Genomic DNA, 22,031 nt, shown 5'->3' with positions numbered 1-22,031 from the left:
AATTTTCAAGTCCTCCCCAGCCTTCACGGCCGGACGTAATCCCCGCTTTTTCCGCCCGTTTTCGAGCGAAGCAGCGTCGGGCCGATCGCCATATCCTTCTGCAGCGCTTTGCACATGTCGTACACGGTCAGCGCCGCGGCGGAAACCGCTGTTAGCGCCTCCATTTCGACGCCGGTTTTCCCTTCCGTTTTTACCGTCGCCGCCACATACAGCTCGTCCCGCCCGTTATCGGAAAACGCGATATCCACGCCCGTAAGCGGCAGAGGATGGCACATCGGAATCCATTCGGACGTCCGTTTCGCCCCTTGAATCCCGGCCACCTGGGCAACGGCGAGAACGTCCCCTTTGCCGATCCGGCCTTGTTTTATCGCCTCAAGCGTGGAGGGAAGCATCGAAATCTTCGTTTCGGCCACGGCGACGCGGACGGTCGGCGCCTTGCCGGAAATGTCCACCATACGGGCTCTTCCCTGCTCGTTAAAGTGAGTCATGCCTTGGCCCGATTCCGAGTTCATCAAGCTTATCACTACTTTCCTTCATATATATTGTTCCGGCAGCCGTAAACAGCAGGTCCAGCTTAAAATCATGCCGCTCCATCGGAACCTTGCCGGGAACGATCAGTTCCTCAAGAGCCAGCGCGGTCAGGACCACCCGGCCCGTTCCCCCGCTGCGCTCCGCCAAATCTCCGATCAGCCGGTCGTAATACCCCGCACCGAAGCCGATCCGTCCGCCGCCGCGATCAAAGGCCAGCCCCGGAATAAGGATAAGGTCGATCTCCGGATACCGGGCAGGCGGCCAAACCGGCGTTTCGTCCCCCGGTTCGGGAATGCCCCAGGTGCCGGGAAGCAAAGCTTTTTCCGCGCTGATTTCGTGCAGGGCAAGCGTGCGGTTCCCGCGAATTTTGGGGACGAGCATCCGATCGCCTTGCGCCAGGCAGCTTCGGATCAGCGGACGCGTGTCGGGTTCATCCCGGAAAGACACGTAACACATTACGTTAAGCCGACCGCCGCGCTGCCCGCGAAGCGGTTTCAGCACGTCCCGCTCGGCCCGGGCGGCTGCGGCCGCCGACTGCTCCGCTCTGGCAGCTTCGGGAATGCTTGCCCGAACTTGGAGCATTCGCCGGCGCAGCTCTTGTTTCGCTTCCGCAAGCTCCATTCCTTATCCCCTTCCGTTCACGGCAAAAGTGCGATTTCATCATTGATCATGGCAAAAAAAGTCGAGTTATCTCTATGAACTAGTTTATCATTGTTATATGAAAATGAAAACTAAACCGGAAAAGGCAACCCGGCCATACGTTCTCCCACAATGACCGGTGCAATGAGCGGTGCAATGAGCGGTGCAATTAACGTTCGTTTCATGTACACTAAATATACAATAATGTTCATATTCTAATGATAATGTTTTTGGAGGATAGAATCGGATATGCTGCTTCAAGCCACAAACATCACAAAATTATACGGAGTTACCGCCGTTCTGGAGGGAATCAACCTGCAGGTGCTGGAACGGGACCGCATCGGTCTCGTGGGCGTTAACGGTGCCGGCAAATCGACGTTTCTGCAAATTTTAGCCGGTGAACTATCCTATGACGGCGGTCAAATATTCAAAGCGAAGGAAACGACGATCGGCTACCTGGCGCAAAACAGCGGGCTGCAGTCGGACCGCACCATCTGGGAGGAAATGCTCGCCGTATTTGCCCCGTTGATCGAAACGGAGCGCGAGCTGCGGCGGATGGAGGAGCAGATTGCCGATCCGGAGCTGGCCCAGGATGAGAAAGCGCATCAGGATTTGCTCAACCGCTACGCGCTGAAATCGGACTGGTTCAAGGATCACGGCGGCTACGAGATCGAGACCCGCATCCGCAGCGTTCTGCACGGCATGGGCTTCGGCGATTTCCCGCCGGACACCGTCATCTCCACGTTAAGCGGCGGGCAACGGACCCGGCTGGCGCTGGCGCGCATTTTGCTCCAGGCGCCCGATTTGCTGATGCTTGACGAGCCCACTAACCATTTGGACATCGAAACGCTGACCTGGCTGGAGGATTATTTGCGGAATTATTCCGGGGCATTGCTGGTCGTTTCCCATGACCGTTATTTTTTGGACCGGCTGGTCACTTCCATCGTTGAAATCGAACGCCATCAATCGCGCAAATATACCGGCAACTACAGCCGGTTTATCGAACTCAAGGCGGCGGAATACGAGAGCCAAATGAAGCAATATGAAAAACAGCAGGACGAAATCGCCCGGATGGAAGCTTTCATTCAGCGGAACATCGTTAGAGCGTCAACGACCAAACGGGCCCAAAGCCGGCGCAAGATGCTGGAAAAGATGGACATCATCGGCCGCCCGCAGGGCGATCTGAAACGGGCCAGCTTCTCCTTTGAAGCCGAGGTTATGAGCGGCAAGGACGTGCTGCAGGCCGATCATCTTGCCTATTCGTTCGAAAACAAGCAAAAGCCGCTGTTTCAAAACGTCTCCTTCTCACTGCAGCGCGGCGAGACGGTCGCCCTGATCGGCCCCAACGGCATCGGCAAATCGACGCTGCTCAAAATGTTGACCGGGGATCTGAAACCTGCGAGCGGCAAAATCACCTGGGGCGCCAAGGTGAAAATCGGCTTTTACGATCAGGAGCAGACCAACTTGAATCCGGACAATACGGTGCTTGAAGAACTGTGGAGCGCCTTCCCTCATATGGAAGAGGCACGCATCCGCACCGTGCTCGGCAATTTCCTGTTCAGCGGCGAAGACGTGCTGAAGAAGGTGGCCGCGCTAAGCGGCGGCGAAAAAGCCCGGGTCGCCCTGGCCAAGCTGATGCTGCAAAAAGCGAACGTCCTGATTCTCGACGAGCCGACCAACCACTTGGATTTGTTTAGCAAGGAAGTTTTGGAGTCCGCTTTGCTCGAATATGACGGAACGCTGCTGTTCATATCCCACGACCGTTATTTCCTGAACAAAATCGCGGAGCGCATCGTGGAGCTTCATCCGAACGGAGCGGAGCATTTCCTGGGCAATTATGACGACTATTTGGCGAAAAAACAGGAACTTGCGGAGCTTGCCGCGGAAAAAGCCGGAGCCGGCGAGGTTAAACCGAAAGCGGCCAACCGGGCCGTTCCTGCGCCCGAACAGGCCTCCGATTCCCAGAAGACGGGAGCCGCTTCGTACGAGGCCGACAAACAGGCCAAACGCGAAGAACGCAACCGGCAGCGGAGGATGGAGCAGTTGGAGGAAACGATCGCTAAGCTGGAAGGCGACATCGCCGCCTTGGAGAGCGAACTTGCGCTGCCTGAGGTTTACCAGGATTACATGGCGGTTCAGGAACGCCAATCGGCCATCGAACGGCACAAGGAGCAGTTGTCTTCCGCTTATGAGGAATGGGAAACTTTAGCCGAAGCGTAAAATGGATTTTACGACACCTTCACAAAAATTTTTTATTTTACAAAACGAAAACAATAAAGCGAATTATGCACAAATTTATCCACATTATCCTGAATTATTTTCACATTAAAACGGCCCTAAGGGCCGTTTTTTTGCGGGTTAACCAGGTTTTTTCACAAAAACGCCTAATTATCCACCAACTTATTCACATTATCCACAGTTTTCAGAAAACAAACGCAGGTTATTTTCGCAAACGTAATCATAAGCTGACAGGCAAGCTTTCATTATTTTTTCATAAATTTAGCCAACAATCTGTGGATAACCTTGTCCACATCTTGACAAAATCAGACTTTTTTCTTCCCCTTCCATTATCCCATTCCCAAATGCCGGTTTTCTTCGCATGATATTTCCCAGGTTCGAAGCTCATAGTTCTCGGATCCCGATTTCACGAACGGATCGCGTTCGGCGATTTGCCGAGCCTGCTCGATCGTGTCCGCTTCGATGACGATCATCCCGCCTTTATAATCGGCAAACGGACCGCACATGACCAAATGTCCCAGCCTGTCCAGTTCCCTTAAATGGGCCACATGTCCGCGGATCAGCCCCTCGTCAAGGCTTTTCCCGGGATTTAACGTAAGCAAAATGACATACTTTGTGAATTTCGATGCCTCGGTCTTCGTTTTCATGCTAATTCCTCCTGTCAAGTTACTGATTCTTTTTTCCCGCTTTTTCCGTTAAGCCGTTTCACCGCCCGCATCCCGCCTGCAAACCATCCGAAATGCCTATTGCCCTCCCGGTTTTAAACTCTTTATGATCGAATAGAGCAAAACTAGAAAAAGCTGTAAAAGATTGTCGAAAAGGAGAGAAATGAATGAAACTTGTCAAAGCCGCTTCACTGGCCGCACTGGGAGCCGGCCTCGCTTTTTTGGGAGGCTGCCAAGTGTTTGGCGCGACGCAAGACGCTTCATCCACAGCTCCAGCCTTTACGGAATCCAAGCTCCCGGGCGGAGGGCTCGCTTTGCCTCTAAACGAGCGGATTCATTTGTCGACGGATCAAAAATGGGTTAAAGACGAAGGCCATCTGTCCGATTTGATCCGGCTGCAATGGACGGCGGAGCGGGCCAAACCGGCCATCGCTTGGGCTAATGAAGAAGGGAAGGACAAGACCGCCATCATCTCGCACGACAAGGCCAACAACCCGGAGCAGCACGATCATAAGCATATATCGATCGAAACGACGATGTCCCCTGACGGGGAGTATAAGGACCAGTTGTTCACCCGTTTCGAAATTCCTTATGATACCGACGTCGCGGAGATTCGCACCCATTCCTCGAATTTCAACGTGATGGACGGGATTTTGCGGGTTGCCGGGGAAGGAAACCGGGTTCTGGAGTTTGCCAAAAACGGGAAGGATAACGCAACGACGCCGCTTTGGAGCATTAAGGCGGACAGTGCGGAGCAAAAAGGCAACAACTCCGGGGCCGACCTGAATATCGTCCGCTATTCCGATCAGGGAGAGGCCGTCGACAGCGCTCTGACGATCAAACGCGGCGACGCCCATGTCGGGATCGGAACCAATGACCCGCAAGCGGCGCTCGACGTAAACGGAGACAGCATCCGGGTCCAGCAATCCCGGACTCCCGCCTCCGCCAATGCGCCGGGCAACCCGGGGGAAATCGCCTGGGACGAAAATTATGTCTACGTTTGCGTTGCCAAAGATACGTGGAAACGCTCCGCCTTATCCAGCTGGTAATGCCGGAAATGCCGGTAAAATAGCGGTGCGGGCAGCGGCAGCTTTACGGTATATGCCCTGCCTTAGCCCGCTCCATTTCCTTGCTGCCGTCTCCTCGCTTGTCTTCTCCTTCTTGTATTCTCCTCGTTTGCCGTTTCCCCCGCCAGGGACATGATTTGGATCGCCAGACCAAGTCCCAGTAAACCATACAAGGCAACAAGCGGATAATCACCGACAGGCCTGTTTGCAATCCTCGCCAACTTAAGCCCCCTTTTTCGTCCATATGTGTAAAAAAAAGAAGAGTTCTCGCCGAACCCTTCTACGCTGTGCGTGTACATTAACACAGAGGACCTATTTGCGCAGTGACTTTTGTTACTTCGAGTTGCCCAAATGCCCTGAAACCCGATACAATAAACGAAGACAGTTGCAGATCAAAATGGATTAAAAATAACGGGTATCGGAAAGCAGGTGCCGCCACGACATGACCAGCAAAGCAGTAAATCATATTACAGAGCTGATCGGAAACACCCCGGCCGTTAAACTGGGGCGGTTGGCAGGAGAGCAGGATGCCGAGGTTTTTGTGAAGCTTGAATATTTCAATCCGAGCCGGAGCGTCAAAGACCGCGCCGCCTTCCATATGATCGCGGCCGCGGAACGGGCCGCCTGCTGAAGCCAGGGGCCGCGATCATCGAGCCGACCAGCGGCAACACCGGCATCGGCCTGGCGATGAATGCGGCGGCCAAAGGCTATAAAGCGATTTTGGTCATGCCGGATAACATGACCAAGGAGCGGATCGCCATCCTTAAAGCCTATGGCGCCGAAGTCGTTCTGACGCCGGCCGCGAAGCGGATGCCCGGGGCAATCGAAAAAGCCCGGGAGCTTCACGCTCAAATCCCGGGCAGCTTTATGCCGCAGCAGTTTCAAAACGAGGCCAACCCCGAAATCCACCGGCTGACGACCGGTCCGGAAATCGTACAACAAATGGCAGGACGATTGGACCTATTCATCGCCACCGCGGGAACCGGCGGGACAATTACGGGGACCGGGGAATATTTGCGCGAGCGTATTCCCGGCATCTCCATCGTCGTCGCCGAACCCAAGGGCTCGCCCGTGCTGTCCGGAGGGCAGCCGGGGCCGCATAAACTGGTTGGAACAAGCCCAGGCTTCATCCCGCCGATCCTGAACACCGAAGTATATGACGAAATCGTCCAGGTTAGCGATGAAGCTGCGCTGGACACCGTCCGGCGCCTGGCGGCCCTGGAAGGCATCCTCGTCGGACCCTCCAGCGGCGCTTCGGTGTGGACGGCGCTGCAGTTTGCCAAAAAGCTTGGAGCCGGCAAACGCATATTGTGCATCGCTCCCGATAACGGGGAACGTTATCTGAGCATGGACGTTTTCCATTAATGCCGCGCCGGACCAGGCATATACATTTTTAATGAAAAGAGGCGCTACTCATGAGCGAAATCATTGACGGCATTTCCCATATCAACTCGGATGAACTGAAGAACCTGCTGCAAAACCCGGATGACCAAACGATCATTATCGATGTACGGGAACCTTTCGAATACGAAGCCGGCCACATTCCCGGTGTTCCGCTGATCCCGATGGGCGAAATCCCGCACCGGCTGGAGGAATTCGATCCGGGCAAGGAATACGTGTTTATCTGCCGCAGCGGCAGCCGCAGTTTTGAGGTAGCACGCTTCTTCCGGCATAACGGTTTTGAACGGGTTCACAACTACAGGGGAGGCATGCTGAATTGGGATGGCGATGTGGAAGCGGGGCTCCCGGCCGAATGATCGCACCGGCAGCCAAACCATTTTAGCTTATCCTTCCAGCTCCGTTCTATGGCTTGCAAGCCATTCGACGGCATAGTCGACCAAATCGCGCTGGGGCATGAGCATCGCCTCGGCCCCGGCGATCTTTCCTTTTTTCACCAACCCCGTATCCTGCGCAAAATCCGCCCCCAGCTGTTCAAAATCGTCGGCATCGTAGGCGACGTCCGGGAACTCGACCCAACGTCTTACGCCGTTAACATTCATCGGGGCCTTGTTGATGAGCTTCGTTTTGCCCGGATAATCGGACCGGCATTCCGCCAAATGGATGGAGGTGTTGTTGCCGTGCCCGACGCCCAGCAGCAGCACGTCTCCGCGCAGATCATAAATCCGGGCCAGCGGCGACTCGTTTCCAAGCCCGTACGCCAGGGAATGCGCCGTGACGATGCGATCCGCGCGAGCGCCCCGGGCGGCAAAGGAATAAAGCGGGTGCCCGCTGCGCAGGGTTCCCTCCTGCTTGCGGAACGTTTCCGGAATGACGCCCATCTTGAGCGGAAGCGTTAGCGACGGATCGTACGCGGGCATTTGCTCGCGGATCGCCTCCCACCACGCCTCAGGCACCGGCGGATTCCCCCAGCCGGACGGGTCGGTCAAATCGCCGCTATGGGTCGGCATCACGATCGTGCCCGTTTCCCCCACCGCGGCTTCCAGGGCAAGCACGACGGCGGCAGGCCCTCCGCACACCCATTCCCCTAACGATTTAAAAGAGGAATGTACAAGCAGCGTCGCTCCATCCCGAACGCCAAGGTTAACCATATCCGCCCGCAGCGTTTCCACCGTAATTAACTTGCCGTTGATCTCTTCCATGTTTCGTTTCTCCTTCTCCTTTTTGGTTGCTCGCTACTTCCGGCTGCTGCGCATCCCGTCAAGCAGCTTGACCCGGCCGTCCTGCGCTGCGCAGAACTCGCGGTATTCGCGGGAATCCACGCCGTATAAGGCGATCTTTCCATGTTCATCGTAATGCACGCCCCATCCGTACTTTTTCGGAAGGGCCGAAGCCCGCATGCAGGCGTGCGGTTTGCTGAACAATTCGTCCCAAATCTCCTGTCTGCGCTCGCGGAGTTCTTCCTCGGAAATGCCTTTATGGCGGATATGCACCTCGAAAATCAATTCCTCATGATTGTATCGGTAAGGCGCCTGCGACAGCAGTTCGTACTGGATCATATGAATCGGTTTTCCCTTCTTGCCCGCCTCTGGAACAACGGCCCTATCCACCGGACAATCGGGAGAAACCCGAATAAACGCGTTCTTGTAGCTCACATAACCCGACTCCTTCCATTGGAGGGTTCGGCGGCATTCTCCCATCCCGGCACCCCGGCGGAATGTCCGCTCGCATTTCCATCATTATACACCAGCCGGATGAGCACATTCACTTGCCTTCGACAAAATCCTGCTTGAATGGTGAAAAAAAGAGCAATTTTTTTGACAATGGAGGGATTTGGAACATTTTGCCGAAATAATTGTAGGGGCAAGTAGAAATAATGACTTTTGTCCTACTAGATATATCGGCGCTAGAATGACAGGAGGATGACATGAGGGGAAGATTCAAGAAAAAGTTAAACCGGCGATATACCATGCTGGTCGTACCCGAAGGTACAAATCCCGTATTTCGCTTTAAATTTCATTTTACTCATATGTTAGCCGTTCTGATCGCCGCAGCCGTGCTGCTTGGCTCTGTGTTGGCCTTATTTGCCGTCAATCGCAGCCATACAAGCCGCATCGGTTCGCTGGAGGCGGAGCTTTCCGATTCGTCGAACCTATTCGTCGACAAGGAGAAGGAGATTGACCGGCTATTGTCGGAGCTGATGGAGCTTTCCGAAAAATCCAAAACGATCGAAGCGAAAATGAGTGAATTGGAACAGCTGGAGGCCGAACTGAAGTCGATCACCAAAGACGGCATCACCCAGAGAACCAACGCCAATTCCGCCTCTTTATCCAAAAATACCGCTACGGAAGCTTTGGCGGCGGGAGGCGTTGGCGGCGACGCGGTTCCTATAATGGAACAGGACATCGCCTCCCTCGTGGAGGAAACGAAAAAAAGCATCACCAGCTCGTTAAACGAACTGCCGAAATTGCAGCAGCGGCTGGAACTGGCCAAATCATCGCTGCAGCAGTATAAAAAAATGATGCTCATTTTCCCGACTTTTTGGCCTACGGAATCGGTCCGGATTACGTCCAGATACGGTGAACGGGACAACCCTTTTGACGGCAGGGGGCATGAGCTGCACAAAGGTCTCGATATCGGCGGCGGGGTCGGGGATCCGGTATATGCCGCCGCGGACGGCACAGTGACGGATGCGGGGCACAACAGCGCGCGGGGCAATTACATAACGGTTTCCCATCCTTCGGGACTCAGCACCATCTATATGCATCTAAGCAAAATCGAAGCGGAAAAAGGAGATTCCGTCAAACAAGGCGAGAAAATCGCGGAAATGGGTTCGACCGGCAGAAGCACGGGGCCCCATTTGCATTTTCAAGTAGAGAAGAACGGAGCTACGGTTGATCCCGAGCTGTATTTAAGAAAACCCGGAGAGGAAGATCAAAAATGAAACTAAGAGGCAATAGGCAGCAACCCGAGAGGCTCGACCCGAACACGACCGACACGTTGATTGGCGAAGGCAGCGTTTTTGAAGGAAAAATCAAATCGGAGGCCGGCGTCCGCATCGAGGGGCAAATTACCGGAGACATCGAGTGCGAAGGGGACGTTACGATCGGGGAAAAGGGCCTGGTTCACTCCAACATTCTGGCCAGAAACATCATTATCGCCGGGGAAGTCCACGGCAATGTACAGGCCAAAAACAAGCTGTCGATCACGTCCAAAGGAAAGCTTTACGGAAATATCGTAACCACGGCGCTTTCCGTTGAAGAGGGCAGTATTTTTGAAGGAACGAGCAAAATGAGCGGCGGCGACTCCGCTGCTTCGGCAGCGGTCCTAAGCCCCGGCATCAAAGAAACCGCGGCCGCGGCCGAAGCGGCAAATGCGGGGAAAAACGGCTAGGATTCATTGCCGAACGGCACCACGCAAAAACAGCTGTACCATAGAATATCCGGCAACGGTCTATGGCACAGCTGTTTTTTTATATGGAGTTAGTTATCCGTTTGAACGGACCAGCCCTCCAGCGACAAGGAAGGCTCGGCCTTCAGCCCCAGGCTGGAAAATTCCCCGCTTCTCCATTTCAGGTAAGCGGCGGCGCCGATCATGGCCGCGTTGTCCGTGCAATAAGCCAGCGGCGGAATAATCAGGGATATCCCTTCGCCGGCGCAGCGCTCGGTTAGCGCGGAACGAAGGCCGCGATTCGCGGCGACTCCGCCGCAAAGCAAGAGCTGGCGCGAACCGGTCGCCCGTACCGCGCGTACTGCCTTCTCCACCAGCACTTCGATCACCGACTCCTGGAACCCGCGGGCAATGGCCGGTTGATAGCCGTCTTCCCCGCGCATCCGGTGCTGGTTCACCGCGTTCAGCACGGCGGATTTCAATCCGCTCAGGCTGAAATCGTAGGAATCCGGCTCCAGCCACGCCCGCGGGAGCTCCTCGGCCTCCTCCGCTTCGCCGGCCAGCTTGTCCACATAGGGTCCGCCCGGATACGGAAAACCGAGCGCCCGGGCCACTTTGTCGTACGCTTCCCCTACGGCGTCATCGCGGGTATGGCCCAGCAGCTTAAAGCTGCCTTCGCGTTCCATCAGCACCAGTTCGGTATGTCCGCCGGAAACGACGAGCGCCATCGAAGGATACAAAATGTCCTCCATCAGGCGGTTGGCGTAGATATGCCCGGCGATATGATGTACGCCGATCAGCGGTTTATCGAGGGCGAAAGCGAGGCTCTTGGCCGCCATAATCCCGACGAGCAGCGCGCCCACAAGCCCCGGCCCCTCCGTAACGGCAATCGCGGACAGCGACTCCGGCGGGATACCCGCCTCCCGAACCGCTTCTTCCAGGATGCGCGTAATGCTCTCCACGTGCTTGCGCGAGGCCACCTCCGGCACCACGCCGCCGAAGGCGCGGTGCGTTTCGATCTGGCTGGCGATCAAATTGGAGAGGACCTCGGTCCCGTTTTTGACGACGGCGGCGGAGGTTTCGTCGCAGCTCGTTTCCACCGCCAAAATATAACAATCCTGTTCCTGCATCAATACCATCCGCTTCCTTCCGTGTTCCCTGCCCGGTGCGGCCGCTTCGGCAGCTCGCACCACATAATGAGCGCATCCTCATGATTATCGGAATAATACCCTCTTCTTACTCCCGCGGGGGAAAAGCCCATTTTGCCGTAGAGCGAACGCGCTACCTCGTTGGAAACGCGAACCTCCAGCGTCATCCGGACCATGCCGAGCTCGGCCGCCCATTTCATCATGCGGCGGAGCAGCTTTTCCCCCAAATGCAACCCGCGGTATGCGGTTCTCACCGCAATATTCGTCACATGCGCTTCATCCACGATCGTCCACATACCGGCATAGCCGATCGGCTGGCCGTTATATTCCATCACCAAATAGCGGGCAAAATGATTATGAGTCAATTCGTTGCGAAACGCCTCTTCGCTCCAGGGCAACGTAAACGATTCATGCTCGATGACCATAATATCCGGGATGTCCTCCAGCTTCATGGTGCGGAAGCCGATGTTTTCGGGGTTGAAATTCTCCGCTTTCCTTGAGATCATATCGGCTTCCCCCTTCACCCGTTGCGCAGCCGCTTGGCTTCCGCTTCGGCCAACTGGGTATAGTTCGGCTCAAGCGAATGAACCTCGGCGGCCGGAAACGTCCGCAGCCGCTTCACGCCGGCCATTCCCATGAAGATACCTTCCAGTTCGTAAGGGACCGGATGGACCGGCGCCAACGCGGCGGAACGCAGCTGGCCAATGGCCGCTTCGTGCTTCCCGGTTTCGCCCACAAACCAAACCGCGGCCGGGCGCTCCTGCGGCTCCAGCGCGGTAAGGCGCTGCAACAGCTCGCCGGCCCAGCCGTCCATAAGCCGGATGGCGTCGGGCGCAAGCCGCTGCGGCCAGCCGCCGGACGCCGGCGCGGCAAACAGCGCCGTATAGGCCTGGCCGCGCCGCGCGTCCACCAGCGGCACGATCCAGTGGCCGCCGGCGTAGCGGCGGTCCTCGGCGGCCGGCTCGGCCTGGCCGGCTTCAGCCGGGGCAGCGGCCCAAGCGCCCAGCTTGGCCGCGTCCTGCCCGCTGGCGCCGGCCCAGCCGCCCAGCGCCAGCGCCTCCAGGCTCGAGACGCCATATACCGGCAGCCGCAGCGCCCAGGCTAAAGTTTTGGCCGTCGTGACGGCGATCCGGATTCCGGTATACGAGCCTGGCCCGACCCCGACGGCGATCCCGGTCAATTCCCGTTTGGACAGCCCCGCCGCGTCCAGACATTCCTTGATCGCCGTAACCAAAAGCGACGAATGATCCCGTTCGGCGTGCATGCTCCGCTCGGCCAGCAGCCGGCCATCCTCCATGACCGCTGCCGCCAGCGACGACGTCGAGGTGTCAAACGCCAAAAGCCGCTGCTGCGGCCGCTGTTCGTAATTGTTGTTCATCTTCAGGAGACCCCATTCTCTTGCAGGGCGGACACCCACGCTTCATAGGGTTCGCCCCGCCCTTTGATATGCATTTTCCGCGCCGTGGCCGACACGGTTTCGATATAAATTTGCAGCAAATTTGCCGGAAGCAGCTCTTCAATCAGGCTGGCCCACTCCACCAGAGAAACGCCCGCCCCGTAAAAATATTCGTCAAGCCCCAGCTCCTCGGCCTCTTCCAGCGACAACCGGTACACGTCCATATGATAAAACGGCAGCCTGCCCTCGTATTCTTTGATCAACGTAAACGTCGGACTGTTGACCGTGTCCGTTACCCCCAGGTGTCTCGCGAACCATTGGGAAAACGCCGTCTTCCCCGCTCCCAAATCGCCGTCCAGCGCGATCACCGTTCCCGGCTGCGCCTGCCGGGCCAAATGGGCCGCCAGTTTTTCCGTTCCGTGCAGATCCTCGGCCTCATAAACGTACGAAGCAAAGGGTTTGTCAAATTCCACCATGCTCAACCACCTTTGAACGAGCCAGTATAGCCCCGTGGCCCTTGAAGGCCCCGTCCTTACGGCCCGCCGGATGAAACGATCGCAAAAAAACGTATGTCCCCATTATATCGGTCCGCCGAAGCCCCCGCAACCACGAAACCTATCTGTTCAATACGGTTGTTATGATTGGAAATCTCCAAAAGAATTGTGAAATTAATGGTAAATACAGCATCCTGATTGGATATTTCCAATAGATGAGGCACGGTAGGATGCAAAATGGGCAATTTGAGCGTATTCTACAGGATTTATCCCCATGAGAGCTCCAAAATCGGCCAATTTTCTGCGGTCACAACTATTCTAACGGTTGCCACAACCGCTATTTGTTCCAAAAACGTTGATTTCAAACTGTAACGGTTGCCATGGCGCTTATTTCACCTAAACCGGCTAATTTTGCTTAGATTAAGCACTAGCGCCTGCATTAAATCCGACAAGATACAATTTCTCGCCACCACTCTAACGGTTGCCATAGCGCTTATTTAGCTAAAACCGGCGATTTGGGCTCAGATTTGCGCTGATAACCGCGCTCACAACCGTTAAAATTTAGAAAGGGGCTTTTTTGGCAAAATAGCGACTAATACAACCGTTGCTATGAACGTTTTTGTCAAGCCCTCCGTGTGAGAGGTGCCTGAGCACGTGGCGCGAGAGCAAAAATGCGAGCGACGGTCGGCACGCTGCTATCCGTGGGTTGGTACCACATGTTATGCCTTCGTCAAGGAGAGCTCTTGCAAGCTAGAAGCGCACGTTCAGTTACTCACCTAGTGCAAACGGTTGACGCAAATTCTCTCCCGGAACCTTCGTTTGCTCCCGGGCCTCGTGCTCAGGCGTGAGCTTGTCAAGCGCTTTTCTTGACAAGCGGTTAGGTTCAAATCAACACTTTTCCTATTCCTCATTGGAAATGAGGAACGCCTCACGGCGAGTGTGGGGGTGCAGGGGGCAACGCTCCCTGCGTCTCCCCAAAGGGGACGGAAGGGGCGTTAGTTAGCCACCGGTTGTTCCACCGTTCGAGCAACAGCCCATATGAACCCGGTTAGCTCCCTGGCCACCGCGCCTACGGCCACATTTTTGTGTTTGTTCTTTCCAAAAATGAGATGACGGTATTTGTAATGCAATCTTTCTTGCGCTTTCCACGACAACAGTTGTATATCGGCCGGCATGCCATCCAAACGCTTGGCGAGATCTCCTTTCACCGCAGGCCGATGACGGTAGCTCCAGGCGGATTCCACCAAGGATCGGCGCAAGCGCCCGTTACCGGCTTTGGTCATACTTCCGCGCCGAGTACTCAGGCCGGTTGAACTCTCACGAGGAACCAACCCTAAATACGCCATGAGTTGGGCCGGGGAGCGGAAGCGAGTAAATGAACCGATCTCAGCAGCTAGAGTGACGGCCGTCAGTAGTCCAATCCCACGCAGGGACTGAAGCACCCGAATCAGAGTTGCCTTGGAGCCGACCGTGGCTTGCTGAACCAAGGCTTTTTCCAAACGCCCCATCCGCTGCTCGATCTCATTTAAGGTATGGAGCATCTCGTCGAAGGCTACTTGCATGGGCTCATAAGGGAATGTCAGTTGCTCCAGCCAGGAACGGTACTTCCGGGTCCAACGACGCTTTATCGTAGCCGGCGGTTCGATTTGATGGCGGAGCAGGAACTTCAATATCCGCTGGCGTGCCCGATGCGCGTCCTCTTTGGCGGCCTCCCGGGCGCGAACCAACTCCCGCAAAGCCTCGTCTTCCCGCTCCGGGACGTAGACAGGAGTCAATTCTCCTGCACGAAACAGACGGGCAAGCTGCTCGGCGTCCCGTCGATCCGTCTTCACGTGATCACCAGGGCGTTTGGGAATAAGCGACGGAGCAATGACAACGCAATGGGCTCCCATGGAGGTGATCCAGCGATAGGTTTCGTAACCTGTCGGACCTGCCTCATAACAAAACGATAGCGTTTCGGCCGGTCCCAGTTCTTTGATCAGCTTGCGCAGCGCCGCCGGAGTGTGAGGAATGCTCCCGTAATAGCGAGGAGTTTCACCGCTTGCATCTGCAATAGCAACCGAAATTTTTTCTTTGGATACATCTAAACCGACGAATTTTGTGGTAGACTGCATAGTATCAGCTCTCCTTTGCTATGTAGCTCTGAAATGGTTTGGTTTTCACTATCCATTTTAACCTACGAGATGTAGCAATATGGAGGGCTGTCTTTTGTTTACGTTCATCATAGCTAGATTTCTGACTGATCTCAAATGGAATAGCGGGCTAGGTGTACCAGAGATTTTGTGTAGGCGTTAATGCAACGCCAGTGACATATCTGGCCTTTACCCGGCAAATAGCGACTCCCCTGTCCGTTAGAAATCAAACCGGCGTCTTTTCAGGCAAATAACGACGCCTGCAACCGTTTGAATTTAGAAAAGATCATTTTTTCGGAAAATAGCCGCTGCTACAACCGTCAGAGCTCCGGCGGACGATAGTTTCGATTCGAAAACCCCCGCTAATAGAAAAATATTTTAAAACCATAATAAGACCTATGAGCGTTTCATGCGCCAACTGAGTAACCAATTCAGCCGCATAAACCGCATAAACATGCATAAATCGCCTAATGCCTAACGCCTAAAAAGAAAGGAGCCATCCCCTCATGCATACCGTCTGGAAAGGGGCGATCAGCTTCGGGCTGGTCCATGTTCCCGTCAAAATGTTTTCCGCCACGGAGGACAAGGACATCTCCATGAAATATATCCACAAAGTGTGCGGCAGCCCGATCTCCTATGTCCGGCGCTGTCCGGCTTGCGATGTCGATGTCAACTGGGAGGAAATTTCCCGCGGCTATGAATACGAAAAAGGGAAATTCGTCCTGTTTGAAAAAGAGGAGCTCGAGCAGCTGAACGATCACGTCGAAAAAACGATCACCATTCTCGATTTCGTCGATTTGGAAGAGATCGATCCGATTTATTTTCAAAAAACGTATTACCTCTCGCCCGATCAGGCGGGCTCGAACGCCTACCAGCTGCTGCTCGAAGCGATGAAGCAGTCGGAGAAAATCGGCATCGCCAAAATCGCCATCCGCTCCAAAAGCAGCCTGGCGGCGATTCGGGTACTGGAGGGCTGCCTGGCGGTGGAGACGATTTTTTATCCCGATGAAATCCGGCCGATTTCCCAAGTCCCCAACCTCCCGGAAACGATTCAAGTCAACGACAAAGAGCTGACGATGGCCAAAATGCTGATCGAGCAGTTGTCCACCCCGTTTGAGCCGGAAAAATATACCGACGACTACCGGGAGGCGCTGCTTGAACTGATCGAGCACAAGGTGTCCGGCGAGGAGATCAGCCTGGCTCCGGCGAAACCGGAGACCAATGTCATCGACCTGATGGCCGCGCTGCAGGCCAGCATCGAGGCGGTCAAACCGGTTGCGACCGATCCCGGCCCCGCCCCGGCCAAACGAACGCGCAAGCCCGCCGCCAAAAAAGCCAAGGCGCAGCCGGAGGAAGGCGCGGTAGCGGGAGGGGGGGCAGTGGGAGGCGCAGCAACGGGAGGCACTGCAGTGGGAAGTGCAGCAGCGCGAAAAGCGGAAACGGGAGGAACGCCAACCGTCGCGGTCAAACCGAAGCCGAAACGCAAAAGCCCCGCCAAAACGAAAGCCGAATAACCGGCCGGAGCTACATGTTTTGCGAAACGCTGCATTCCTCCGCCGGGACGCCCCCCCAGCCTTGTATGATCGGGTGGCGCATCGTTCCGCCGGGCGTCCACTCCAGAAATTGCACTTTTACGGTCAGGGCCGGCTGAATCCAGACGGCCCCTTTGATGCGTTCGGGCACGTTGTAAAACGGCCGCTCCGGCACGGCGAGCCCCGGAATCTTGGCGGTCAGCTCGCGCCACTCCCGAACCTTCCATTTTCCCGTCCCCGCATGTCCGATGTACAAAAACCGCCCTTCGGCGTCATATAAGCCGAGCAATATCGCGTTAACGATGCCGTCCCGGTACGTAACGCCTCCGATCGCCGCATGCAGATCCCGGGCCAGCTTCCGCTTGACCCATCTGCCATCCTTGCCGCCGATCAGGTACGGGCTGTCAAGCTTTTTGCAGACGATGCCTTCCCAGCCCCGCTCTTTCATCAGGTTAAACAGAAGCTGTCCATCCCGGGTATTGGGAACAAGCTGCACCCGGTCGCCGGGAACGACGATCTCCTGCAGCAGCCGCTGGCGTTCGGCCAGCGTGCGTCCGGTCACCCAGCCGCCGTCGTAATATAAAATATCAAAAATCATGTAAATGGCCTGAATCCGTCCGCTCGCAAAGCGGATTTCCCGTTCCCGCCGCAGGCTGTCGCGCCGCATGATCTCATGAAAAGAAGGCTTGCCCCCGGATAAAGCGATCATCTCCCCGTCAAGGATGACCGAGCTCGCCCGGCAGTACGAGGGGACGTCGATGAATTCCGGATATTGTGCCGTCCGGTCGTTGCCTTTGCGGTTGATGAGGCGCGTCTCCCGCCCGTCACGGTAGGTCAGCATCCGCACGCCGTCCCATTTGACCTGGGCCACCCAGTTTTCCCCCTGCGGGATCGTTTCGCTGCGAATCGGTTCAAACGGCGCGACCGGTTTTAAATCCATAAGTGTTTGCCTCCATCTGTCTTTTTAAGTTGAACTAATGACTGTAGGGGGGATAAAGGCAGCCGGGTGAAATGTTCTTACGATCGCTGTTGTTCTCGGATTTCTATGATTTAATTAAATTCATGTATGGTCGAAATCCGCTCACAAAGGCGAACGCTTCGCTTCTTCAGAATCATTTCACCCTCTTGCCTATTCCCGAACTTTTGTTTAGTTCAACTTATAGCTCGATGTCTTCCAAGTTTGCCCATCGCCGCCAAGCTCCATTCTCCCGCCGGCTCATAGTTTCCGCGCCCCCAGGCAAGCCTAGAGATAATAACCCGCGGGGGGACCCCGGCCTGTGGCTGTATGCCCGATGCCTGTATACCTGATGCCTGTATGCCTGATGCCTGTATGCCTGATGCCTGTATGCCTGCATGATGCACCCTCAGCCGCCCCCATGAAAGGAGCTGTCCCAAGCGCATGCCGAAATCGATCAAAGGCACCATCCTCGTCGATGGAGCGGAGGTGCCCGTATCCAATCCCGACAAGCTGCTCTGGCCGGAAGCCGGCATCAGCAAACGGATCTATTTGGAGAAGCTCGCCGAGCTGTCGCCGTACCTGCTGAAATACTGCAAAAACCGCCTGCTGACGACGATCCGTTATCCCGGGGGCATCCACGGCAAATTTTTTTACCAGAAAAACGCGCCCGACCCGCTCCCGCCGTTCGTGCGCACGGCGCTGCACGAGAACATCCGGTACGTCGTTATGGACAGCCTGCCCGTCCTGCTCTGGCTGGGCAATTTGGCCTGCATTGAATTTCATCCTTCGCTGCATTACGTAGGGGAAAGCTTGCCCTGCGAATGGATGATCGACCTCGATCCGTCCCGGGAGGAAGAGCCGCGGATCATGGAGGCGGCCGCCATCGTCGGCGATGTTTTGGCTTCATTGGGACTTGCCTCCGTGCCCAAAACGTCGGGGGCCACCGGCGTGCAGATCATCGTCCCCGTCGAATACGGAGTTACCTTCGATGAATTGCGCTCCATCGGCCACTTTGTGGCCCGCTACGTCACCGAAAAACATCCGGGCCTGTTCACCATCGAACGGTTGAAAAAGGACCGGGGCGATAAAATCTATTTCGACTATCTGCAGCATTACGGCGGCAAGACGCTGGCCGCGCCCTACACGCCGAGAGCCCGCGCCGCGGCCAGCGTCTCGACGCCTTTGACCTGGGAGGAGGTGCGCAAGGATCCCAAACCGTCCGACTTCAACCTGCTGAACATCGGCCGGCGCCTGAAGGAACGCGGGGATTTACTGGCGGCCGTTCCGCCCCAGTCCGTCAAGCTGATTCTGCAGCATTTGCGCGGCTCCGTGAAGGTGTAACCCGCTACAGCAAAGGCGACAGCAAACGCGCAAGCAGCTCCATTCCTTTTTGCCAGCGCGAACGCCGGGCAAATTCCGCAAGCCGGATCGGGACCGAGTCGGATATATCCCGTTCGAAATCGTCCGCGAGTTTTGCGATCGGTCCCTGATCGAACAGCAGCGCGGTCATTTCAAAATTGTAGAAAAAGCTGCGCATATCCATATTCGCCGTTCCGACGGAAGCAAGCAGATCATCGACCAGCAGGACTTTGGCGTGGATAAAACCCTTCGTATACTGATAGAACTTTACCCCGGCGGCCAGCAGTTCCTCAACGTACGACAGCGAAGCCAGCTTGACCAGCCGGTGATCGGCGTGATACGGCAAAATGACGATCACTTCGACTCCGCTGAGGGCCGCCGTTTTTAAAGCCGTATAAACCGCCTCGTCCGGGATGAAATAAGGCGATGCGATCCAGATTCTCCTTGTCGCCACCGACATCGCGCCAAAGCACATTTCCCGGATGTTGTTCCTCGGCTGCCCCGGGCCGCTCGTTAAAATTTGCACCTGCTCCCTGCCCTCGCAGCGATGGTCGGGAAACAAGCCCGGTCCTTCGATCCGCAGACCGGAAGCCAGCCGCCAGTCGTGCACAAACGTCATCTGCAAAAAATAAACGGCATCGCCGCGCAGCTGCAAATGCGTATCTCTCCAGTACCCGGTTTTAGCGTACAGCCCCAAATAATCGTCACCGACATTCAGCCCGCCCACAAATCCAACGGTTCCGTCCACAACGATAATTTTGCGATGATTGCGGTAGTTCAACCGGCGGCTCTGCAAAGCGGTCAGCGGCGGCAGGAAGAAATAAACCTCCACTCCCTCCGCGCGCAGCCTGCGGACAAAGGAAGCCCGCAGCAGATAACTGCCCAAGCCGTCGCAAAGCAGCCGCACCTTCACCCCTTCTTTCGCCTTGCGGATCATGACCTCCTGAAATCGGGAGCCAATCCCGTCGGCGCGGAAAATGTAAAATTGTACATGGATGTGGTCCTTCGCCTTCTCCATTTCCTCCAGCATAGCGGAAAAAGCGGTTTCGCCCTCCGAGTACACCTGCGTTTGATTGCGGCCCGTGATGGGATTTTTCGGCCAATGCGTCAGCAGCCCGAACAGCCGTTTTTGATTTTGAAATGCCGGATTCTGCGCCTCTTCGGCCGTGCTCACGATAGAGATCCGCTTCCGCAGCTTCGCCTGGGCTTCGGGAAACGGCCGCCGGCCGCGGAGCCGCAGCCATTTGCGTTTGGTGTAGTCCTTCGCCACGAAATAATAGGTAATGAATCCAATGAACGGACAGAGGAACAAAATAAACATCCAAGCCACGGCCTTGCTAGGGTTCCTGAACTCCAAAATGAGAATCATAGCGATTGGAGCGATGTACGCGAGTAAAACTACAAGCAACCAGATCATAGGTGCAGCCTCCCCTAGCCATCAGCTTTAACCATCCGGCCTCCGGTTTATTCATCCCGCTCGCCTTGTGTGACGGTTCGTACGTAAAACGCGATTTATATCAGACAGGGATTACATTTTTGACATGATTTAAGAGTCATAGGAATAGATAAGATATAGAACCAACTCGAGAAGTAGGGGAGGAGATGCCATGAGGAGTGTAAGCTTGCCGAACCCTAACCGGATGACGCTGCTTGTCCTTCGCGACGCCAACCAGCCCGTCAAGCAGGTTCAAGTGTCCAAGCCGCTCGTTGTTGCCGTCCCGCTGCTGGCGCTGCTGTCGATTTCCGGCCTGATCGTCAGCCTGCAAATCCAATCGGACCATACCGTTTCCAAGCTGGAAAAACAATTAAAATCGCAGACCATCGCTTTTGAAGCGGTCGTTACCGACAAAAACGAAGCGATCCAGCGTCTGCAAAATGAAGTGATTGCGCTTTCCGGACAGTCCAAGGACATGATGGACCGGATGGAACGCGTGGCGGAGCTGGAGGCCCAGCTTCAGAAATTCATCGATAAGTACGGCGATTCGAAGGAGCTGGGCAAGCTGTCTTCCCTGTCCTGGGACAATTCGCAGGATTCGCTTGCGGACAGCGGGATCGGCGGCGAATTTATCGCCGTTCACGACAATGAAATCGAAACCCTTGCCCGGGAGACGAGCGACGATTTTGCGATGATGAGCGACATGCTGGATGAAATGGAGAAAAACGTTCCGGTTACGCTCAAAAAAGCAAGGCAAACGCAATATTCCATTTCCGGCACGCCTTCGGAATGGCCCACGCTATCCGCGCGGCTGACTTCGAATTTCGGGTACCGGACGGATCCTTTTTCCGGCCGGGCCGCTTTTCATGCCGGCATCGATATCGGCGGCAAGCTCGGCGATCCCGTTTACGCCGCCGGAGCCGGCAAAGTCATCACCACCGATAGGGACAGCTCCCATGGGAGATATATCGTGATCGAGCATCCCGGGGGCCTGCAAAGCTGGTATTTGCATTTGAACGAGATCGGTGTTACCGAAGGAGACACGGTCGACAAAGGACAGCAGATCGGCAAGCTGGGCAGCAGCGGGCGCAGCACCGGGCCGCATCTTCATTTTGAAATCGTGAAGGCCGGCAAACCCGTCGATCCCCTGCCCTATTTGAAGTAAATATCCTAAGTATGGAGGATTGAAGTGAACGATGTTAAAAGACAGGAAAAATGCCGCAGGACTCACCGACACGTTAATCGGCCAAGGCAGCAGCATCGAAGGCAAACTGGAGTGCAAATCGAACCTGCGTCTGGAAGGAAAATTCAGCGGTGAAATCGAGTGCCTGGGACAGGTCGTGATCGGCGAGACCGGAGAAGCCCGCTCGAACATTCAAGGCGGCGAAGTGGTCGTGGCCGGCAAAGTGGTCGGCGATATATCGACAAGAGGGAAGCTGACAATTACGGGCAACGGCCAGGTTGACGGAAATGTCGACGTCGCCAAGCTGATCATTCTCGAAGGCGGGCAGCTTAACGGCTCAAGCAAAATGGAACCGGCCGCGGCCGCCCCTGCTCCCGCACCCGCGAACGCTAAGGAGAAGCGAAAAAAATCGGCGCAGCCGGAAGCAGGGTAATCTCCGGGGGTGCCCAAGGCACTGGAACCCCCG

Annotated in this window: 22 protein-coding genes and 1 pseudogene; 10 read left to right on the top strand and 13 right to left on the bottom strand. The window is 55.7% G+C overall.

The genetic code is table 11. The features are described from left to right. Positions 1-23 precede the first annotated feature (23 nt). Positions 24-488 (bottom strand): cyclic pyranopterin monophosphate synthase MoaC, encoded by a 465-nt coding sequence (gene moaC / locus NYE69_RS10680; protein WP_445744827.1) that lies wholly within the window; start codon positions 486-488, stop codon positions 24-26. After that, positions 475-1,152, bottom strand: coding sequence for a 5-formyltetrahydrofolate cyclo-ligase (locus NYE69_RS10675; RefSeq protein WP_340926142.1), 678 nt, complete (start codon positions 1,150-1,152; stop codon positions 475-477). The genes moaC and NYE69_RS10675 overlap by 14 nt, the downstream gene beginning before the upstream one ends. Before the next feature lie 267 nt (positions 1,153-1,419). On the opposite strand from NYE69_RS10675, the gene NYE69_RS10670 reads away from it, so the two are divergent. Then, positions 1,420-3,390 carry an ABC-F family ATP-binding cassette domain-containing protein gene (locus NYE69_RS10670; RefSeq protein ID WP_340926141.1) on the top strand — a complete coding sequence of 657 codons (1,971 nt, stop codon included), beginning with the start codon at positions 1,420-1,422 and terminating at the stop codon, positions 3,388-3,390. Between the two features lie 347 nt (positions 3,391-3,737). On the opposite strand, the gene NYE69_RS10665 is transcribed toward NYE69_RS10670, so the two are convergent. Next, entirely contained in the window at positions 3,738-4,055 is a 318-nt protein-coding gene (locus NYE69_RS10665) for a YciI family protein (protein WP_340926139.1), read from the bottom strand. A 185-nt stretch (positions 4,056-4,240) separates the two neighbouring features. Between NYE69_RS10665 and NYE69_RS10660 the strand changes: the two genes are divergently transcribed. After that, entirely contained in the window at positions 4,241-5,122 is an 882-nt protein-coding gene (locus NYE69_RS10660) for a hypothetical protein (RefSeq protein ID WP_340926138.1), read from the top strand. A 62-nt stretch (positions 5,123-5,184) separates the two neighbouring features. On the opposite strand, the gene NYE69_RS10655 is transcribed toward NYE69_RS10660, so the two are convergent. Then, positions 5,185-5,361 (bottom strand): hypothetical protein, encoded by a 177-nt coding sequence (locus NYE69_RS10655; protein WP_340926137.1) that lies wholly within the window; start codon positions 5,359-5,361, stop codon positions 5,185-5,187. Positions 5,362-5,582: 221 nt separating this feature from the next. Here NYE69_RS10655 and cysK point away from each other — a divergent pair. Continuing rightward, positions 5,583-6,505: pseudogene (gene cysK / locus NYE69_RS10650) on the top strand (cysteine synthase A). A gap of 50 nt (positions 6,506-6,555) precedes the next feature. Then, the gene (locus NYE69_RS10645) at positions 6,556-6,897 is read left to right on the top strand and encodes a rhodanese-like domain-containing protein (protein WP_036625261.1); all 342 of its coding nucleotides are present in this window, start codon (positions 6,556-6,558) and stop codon (positions 6,895-6,897) included. Positions 6,898-6,924: 27 nt separating this feature from the next. Here NYE69_RS10645 and NYE69_RS10640 read toward each other — a convergent pair whose 3' ends face one another. Beyond that, a complete protein-coding gene (locus NYE69_RS10640) occupies positions 6,925-7,740 on the bottom strand; it encodes an aminoglycoside N(3)-acetyltransferase (RefSeq protein ID WP_340926136.1) in 816 nt (271 codons plus the stop codon). A 33-nt stretch (positions 7,741-7,773) separates the two neighbouring features. After that, entirely contained in the window at positions 7,774-8,193 is a 420-nt protein-coding gene (locus tag NYE69_RS10635; protein ID WP_340926135.1) for a DUF6157 family protein, read from the bottom strand. 272 nt (positions 8,194-8,465) lie between these two features. On the opposite strand from NYE69_RS10635, the gene NYE69_RS10630 reads away from it, so the two are divergent. After that, the gene (locus tag NYE69_RS10630; RefSeq protein WP_340926133.1) at positions 8,466-9,482 is read left to right on the top strand and encodes a M23 family metallopeptidase; all 1,017 of its coding nucleotides are present in this window, start codon (positions 8,466-8,468) and stop codon (positions 9,480-9,482) included. Further along, the gene (locus NYE69_RS10625; RefSeq protein ID WP_340926132.1) at positions 9,479-9,931 is read left to right on the top strand and encodes a bactofilin family protein; all 453 of its coding nucleotides are present in this window, start codon (positions 9,479-9,481) and stop codon (positions 9,929-9,931) included. The genes NYE69_RS10630 and NYE69_RS10625 overlap by 4 nt, the downstream gene beginning before the upstream one ends. A gap of 89 nt (positions 9,932-10,020) precedes the next feature. On the opposite strand, the gene tsaD is transcribed toward NYE69_RS10625, so the two are convergent. The 5 genes from tsaD to NYE69_RS10600 all read right to left on the bottom strand — a co-directional run bounded on the left by tsaD (position 10,021) and on the right by NYE69_RS10600 (position 15,080). Next, positions 10,021-11,067: a tRNA (adenosine(37)-N6)-threonylcarbamoyltransferase complex transferase subunit TsaD gene (gene tsaD / locus NYE69_RS10620; RefSeq protein WP_340930363.1), complete on the bottom strand. Its 1,047-nt coding sequence runs from the start codon at positions 11,065-11,067 to the stop codon at positions 10,021-10,023. After that, positions 11,058-11,582 carry a ribosomal protein S18-alanine N-acetyltransferase gene (rimI, locus tag NYE69_RS10615; RefSeq protein WP_340926131.1) on the bottom strand — a complete coding sequence of 175 codons (525 nt, stop codon included), beginning with the start codon at positions 11,580-11,582 and terminating at the stop codon, positions 11,058-11,060. Before rimI ends, tsaD begins: the two co-directional genes overlap by 10 nt. A 14-nt stretch (positions 11,583-11,596) precedes the next feature. Continuing rightward, positions 11,597-12,454, bottom strand: coding sequence for a tRNA (adenosine(37)-N6)-threonylcarbamoyltransferase complex dimerization subunit type 1 TsaB (tsaB, locus tag NYE69_RS10610; protein ID WP_340926130.1), 858 nt, complete (start codon positions 12,452-12,454; stop codon positions 11,597-11,599). A 2-nt stretch (positions 12,455-12,456) separates the two neighbouring features. Then, positions 12,457-12,948 (bottom strand): tRNA (adenosine(37)-N6)-threonylcarbamoyltransferase complex ATPase subunit type 1 TsaE, encoded by a 492-nt coding sequence (tsaE, locus tag NYE69_RS10605; RefSeq protein WP_340926129.1) that lies wholly within the window; start codon positions 12,946-12,948, stop codon positions 12,457-12,459. Between the two features lie 1,013 nt (positions 12,949-13,961). After that, positions 13,962-15,080 carry an IS110 family transposase gene (locus NYE69_RS10600; RefSeq protein ID WP_036623922.1) on the bottom strand — a complete coding sequence of 373 codons (1,119 nt, stop codon included), beginning with the start codon at positions 15,078-15,080 and terminating at the stop codon, positions 13,962-13,964. Between the two features lie 524 nt (positions 15,081-15,604). Between NYE69_RS10600 and ku the strand changes: the two genes are divergently transcribed. Next, on the top strand, positions 15,605-16,612 hold the full coding sequence (gene ku, locus NYE69_RS10595; RefSeq protein WP_340926128.1) for a non-homologous end joining protein Ku: 1,008 nt from the start codon (positions 15,605-15,607) through the stop codon (positions 16,610-16,612). A 10-nt stretch (positions 16,613-16,622) separates the two neighbouring features. Here ku and NYE69_RS10590 read toward each other — a convergent pair whose 3' ends face one another. Further along, positions 16,623-17,570, bottom strand: a complete 948-nt coding sequence (locus NYE69_RS10590) for an ATP-dependent DNA ligase (protein WP_328273803.1) — start codon at positions 17,568-17,570, stop codon at positions 16,623-16,625. A gap of 459 nt (positions 17,571-18,029) precedes the next feature. On the opposite strand from NYE69_RS10590, the gene ligD reads away from it, so the two are divergent. Then, the gene (gene ligD / locus NYE69_RS10585) at positions 18,030-18,929 is read left to right on the top strand and encodes a non-homologous end-joining DNA ligase (RefSeq protein ID WP_340926127.1); all 900 of its coding nucleotides are present in this window, start codon (positions 18,030-18,032) and stop codon (positions 18,927-18,929) included. Between the two features lie 4 nt (positions 18,930-18,933). On the opposite strand, the gene cls is transcribed toward ligD, so the two are convergent. Continuing rightward, positions 18,934-20,364 carry a cardiolipin synthase gene (cls, locus tag NYE69_RS10580; RefSeq protein WP_340926126.1) on the bottom strand — a complete coding sequence of 477 codons (1,431 nt, stop codon included), beginning with the start codon at positions 20,362-20,364 and terminating at the stop codon, positions 18,934-18,936. Positions 20,365-20,554: 190 nt separating this feature from the next. Between cls and NYE69_RS10575 the strand changes: the two genes are divergently transcribed. Continuing rightward, complete coding sequence (locus NYE69_RS10575; RefSeq protein WP_340926125.1) at positions 20,555-21,547, top strand: M23 family metallopeptidase; 993 nt, start codon at positions 20,555-20,557, stop codon at positions 21,545-21,547. Between the two features lie 31 nt (positions 21,548-21,578). After that, positions 21,579-21,998, top strand: a complete 420-nt coding sequence (locus NYE69_RS10570) for a bactofilin family protein (RefSeq protein ID WP_340926124.1) — start codon at positions 21,579-21,581, stop codon at positions 21,996-21,998. The last annotated feature ends 33 nt before the right edge of the window (positions 21,999-22,031 follow it).

This window comes from Paenibacillus sp. FSL R5-0527 (genome assembly GCF_038008055.1).
Taxonomy (GTDB): Bacteria; Bacillota; Bacilli; order Paenibacillales; family Paenibacillaceae; genus Fontibacillus; species Fontibacillus macerans.
Note: the sequence above shows the minus strand (reverse complement) of the source record. Positions and strands in the feature narration are given on the sequence as shown.

Excerpts from the sequence above, each read along its gene's own strand:
- moaC (WP_445744827.1), bottom strand. The coding sequence starts at position 488 with ATGACTCACTTTAACGAGCAGGGAAGAGCCCGTATGGTGGACATTTCC.
- NYE69_RS10675 (WP_340926142.1), bottom strand. The coding sequence starts at position 1,152 with ATGGAGCTTGCGGAAGCGAAACAAGAGCTGCGCCGGCGAATGCTCCAA.
- NYE69_RS10670 (WP_340926141.1), top strand. The coding sequence starts at position 1,420 with ATGCTGCTTCAAGCCACAAACATCACAAAATTATACGGAGTTACCGCC.
- NYE69_RS10665 (WP_340926139.1), bottom strand. The coding sequence starts at position 4,055 with ATGAAAACGAAGACCGAGGCATCGAAATTCACAAAGTATGTCATTTTG.
- NYE69_RS10660 (WP_340926138.1), top strand. The coding sequence starts at position 4,241 with ATGAAACTTGTCAAAGCCGCTTCACTGGCCGCACTGGGAGCCGGCCTC.
- NYE69_RS10645 (WP_036625261.1), top strand. The coding sequence starts at position 6,556 with ATGAGCGAAATCATTGACGGCATTTCCCATATCAACTCGGATGAACTG.
- NYE69_RS10640 (WP_340926136.1), bottom strand. The coding sequence starts at position 7,740 with ATGGAAGAGATCAACGGCAAGTTAATTACGGTGGAAACGCTGCGGGCG.
- NYE69_RS10630 (WP_340926133.1), top strand. The coding sequence starts at position 8,466 with ATGAGGGGAAGATTCAAGAAAAAGTTAAACCGGCGATATACCATGCTG.
- NYE69_RS10625 (WP_340926132.1), top strand. The coding sequence starts at position 9,479 with ATGAAACTAAGAGGCAATAGGCAGCAACCCGAGAGGCTCGACCCGAAC.
- tsaD (WP_340930363.1), bottom strand. The coding sequence starts at position 11,067 with ATGGTATTGATGCAGGAACAGGATTGTTATATTTTGGCGGTGGAAACG.
- rimI (WP_340926131.1), bottom strand. The coding sequence starts at position 11,582 with ATGATCTCAAGGAAAGCGGAGAATTTCAACCCCGAAAACATCGGCTTC.
- tsaB (WP_340926130.1), bottom strand. The coding sequence starts at position 12,454 with ATGAACAACAATTACGAACAGCGGCCGCAGCAGCGGCTTTTGGCGTTT.
- tsaE (WP_340926129.1), bottom strand. The coding sequence starts at position 12,948 with ATGGTGGAATTTGACAAACCCTTTGCTTCGTACGTTTATGAGGCCGAG.
- NYE69_RS10600 (WP_036623922.1), bottom strand. The coding sequence starts at position 15,080 with ATGCAGTCTACCACAAAATTCGTCGGTTTAGATGTATCCAAAGAAAAA.
- ku (WP_340926128.1), top strand. The coding sequence starts at position 15,605 with ATGCATACCGTCTGGAAAGGGGCGATCAGCTTCGGGCTGGTCCATGTT.
- NYE69_RS10590 (WP_328273803.1), bottom strand. The coding sequence starts at position 17,570 with ATGGATTTAAAACCGGTCGCGCCGTTTGAACCGATTCGCAGCGAAACG.
- ligD (WP_340926127.1), top strand. The coding sequence starts at position 18,030 with ATGCCGAAATCGATCAAAGGCACCATCCTCGTCGATGGAGCGGAGGTG.
- cls (WP_340926126.1), bottom strand. The coding sequence starts at position 20,364 with ATGATCTGGTTGCTTGTAGTTTTACTCGCGTACATCGCTCCAATCGCT.
- NYE69_RS10575 (WP_340926125.1), top strand. The coding sequence starts at position 20,555 with ATGAGGAGTGTAAGCTTGCCGAACCCTAACCGGATGACGCTGCTTGTC.
- NYE69_RS10570 (WP_340926124.1), top strand. The coding sequence starts at position 21,579 with ATGTTAAAAGACAGGAAAAATGCCGCAGGACTCACCGACACGTTAATC.